This is a genomic window from Acinetobacter sp. YH12145 (assembly GCF_013418335.1).
Classification (GTDB): Bacteria; Pseudomonadota; Gammaproteobacteria; order Pseudomonadales; family Moraxellaceae; genus Acinetobacter; species Acinetobacter amyesii.
Genome location: NZ_VPCE01000025.1, coordinates 1 through 2,853 on the forward strand (window position 1 = coordinate 1; position 2,853 = coordinate 2,853).

Genomic DNA, 2,853 nt, shown 5'->3' on the forward strand with positions numbered 1-2,853 from the left:
CCAACCTATCAACGTCGTAGTCTTCAACGGCTCTTTAGTGGACATAAAGTCCAAGGGAAATCTTATCTTGAGGTAGGCTTCCCGCTTAGATGCTTTCAGCGGTTATCCCTTCCGAACATAGCTACCCGGCGATGCGACTGGCGTCACAACCGGTACACCAGAGGTTCGTCCACTCTGGTCCTCTCGTACTAGGAGCAGATCCTCTCAAATTTCCAGCGCCCACGGTAGATAGGGACCGAACTGTCTCACGACGTTCTAAACCCAGCTCGCGTACCTCTTTAAATGGCGAACAGCCATACCCTTGGGACCTGCTTCAGCCCCAGGATGAGATGAGCCGACATCGAGGTGCCAAACACCGCCGTCGATATGAACTCTTGGGCGGTATCAGCCTGTTATCCCCAGAGTACCTTTTATCCGTTGAGCGATGGCCCTTCCATACAGAACCACCGGATCACTAAGACCTACTTTCGTACCTGCTCGACTTGTGGGTCTCGCAGTTAAGCGCGCTTTTGCCTTTATACTCTACGCGTGATTTCCGACCACGCTGAGCGCACCTTCGTACTCCTCCGTTACTCTTTAGGAGGAGACCGCCCCAGTCAAACTACCCACCAGACATGGTCCTCGCTCCAGATCATGGAGCAGAGTTAGAACCTCAATATTACCAGGGTGGTATTTCAAGATTGGCTCCACCGAAACTAGCGTCTCGGTTTCAAAGCCTCCCACCTATCCTACACAAGTAAGATCAAAGTTCAATGTCAAGCTGCAGTAAAGGTTCACGGGGTCTTTCCGTCTAGCCGCGGGTACACCGCATCTTCACGGCGATTTCGATTTCACTGAGCCTCTGCTGGAGACAGCGCCCCCATCATTATGCCATTCGTGCAGGTCGGAACTTACCCGACAAGGAATTTCGCTACCTTAGGACCGTTATAGTTACGGCCGCCGTTTACTGGGGCTTCGATCAAGAGCTTCGCTTACGCTAACCCCATCAATTAACCTTCCAGCACCGGGCAGGCATCACACCCTATACGTCCACTTTCGTGTTTGCAGAGTGCTATGTTTTTAATAAACAGTTGCAGGGGCCTGGTTTCTGTGGCTGCTCTCAGCTCAGGAAGCAAGTTCCATCACCAAAAGCAGCGTACCTTCTCCCGAAGTTACGGTACCATTTTGCCTAGTTCCTTCAGCAGAGTTCTCTCAAGCGCTTTGGTCTACTCGACCTGACCACCTGTGTCGGTTTCGGGTACGATTCCAGTGTAACTGAAGCTTAGAGACTTTTCCTGGAAGTATGGTATCAGCCACTTCACTGTACAAGTACAGCTTGCTGTCAGATCTCAGCATAGAGTACCCCGGATTTGCCTAAGATACATGCCTACTTCCTTTCACCTGGACAACCAACGCCAGGCTGACTTAACCTTCTCCGTCCTCTCATCGCATTACACTGAAGTATTGGAATATTAACCAATTTCCCATCGACTACGCCTCTCGGCCTCGCCTTAGGGGTCGACTCACCCAGCCCCGATTAACGTTGGACTGGAACCCTTGGTCTTTCAGCGAACGGGTTTTTCACCCGTTTTGTCGTTACTCACGTCAGCATTCGCACTTCTGATACCTCCAGCAGACTTCTCAATCCACCTTCATCGGCTTACAGAACGCTCCCCTACCACTTACACTAATGTGTAAATCCGCAGCTTCGGCATATAGTTTTAGCCCCGTTACATCTTCCGCGCAGGCCGACTCGACTAGTGAGCTATTACGCTTTCTTTAAAGGGTGGCTGCTTCTAAGCCAACCTCCTAGCTGTCTATGCCTTCCCACATCGTTTCCCACTTAACTATAATTTTGGGGCCTTAGCTGGCGGTCTGGATTGTTTTCCTCTTGACTACGGACGTTAGCACCCGCAGTCTGTCTCCCGGATAGTACTCATTGGTATTCGGAGTTTGCATCGGTTTGGTAAGTCGGGATGACCCCCTAGCCGAAACAGTGCTCTACCCCCAATGGTATTCGTCCGAGGCGCTACCTAAATAGCTTTCGGGGAGAACCAGCTATCACCGAGTTTGATTAGCCTTTCACCCCTATCCACAAGTCATCCCCTGGCTTTTCAACGACAGTGGGTTCGGTCCTCCAGTTAGTGTTACCCAACCTTCAACCTGCTCATGGATAGATCACCCGGTTTCGGGTCTACACCCAGCAACTAAACGCCCTATTAAGACTCGATTTCTCTACGGCTCCCCTAATCGGTTAACCTTGCTACTGAATGTAAGTCGCTGACCCATTATACAAAAGGTACGCAGTCACCAAACAAGTTGGCTCCCACTGCTTGTATGCATGCGGTTTCAGGATCTATTTCACTCCCCTCACAGGGGTTCTTTTCGCCTTTCCCTCACGGTACTGGTTCACTATCGGTCAGTCAGGAGTATTTAGCCTTGGAGGATGGTCCCCCCATATTCAGACAAGGTTTCACGTGCCTCGCCCTACTCGACATCATTATCTAAGCCCTTTCGTGTACAGGACTATCACCTACTATGGTCGCACTTCCCAGAGCGTTCCACTAAAGCTTAGATAACTTAATGGGCTTTTCCCCGTTCGCTCGCCGCTACTGAGGGAATCTCAATTGATTTCTTTTCCTAAGGGTACTGAGATGTTTCACTTCCCCTCGTTCGCCTCATAAACCTATGTATTCAGTTTATGATACCCGCCTTATAGCGGGTGGGTTTCCCCATTCAGAAATCTCCGGATCACAGGATATTTGCCGCCTCCCCGGAGCTTATCGCAGGCTATTACGTCTTTCATCGCCTCTGACTGCCAAGGCATCCACCACATGCACTTAATTACTTGACTATACAACCCCAAACAGTCGT

General features: G+C 50.5%; 1 rRNA gene. It reads right to left on the reverse strand.

The features are described from left to right. Window positions 1-2,833 (reverse strand): 23S ribosomal RNA (locus FTU80_RS16235); the annotation flags it as partial. Window positions 2,834-2,853: the final 20 nt, after the last annotated feature.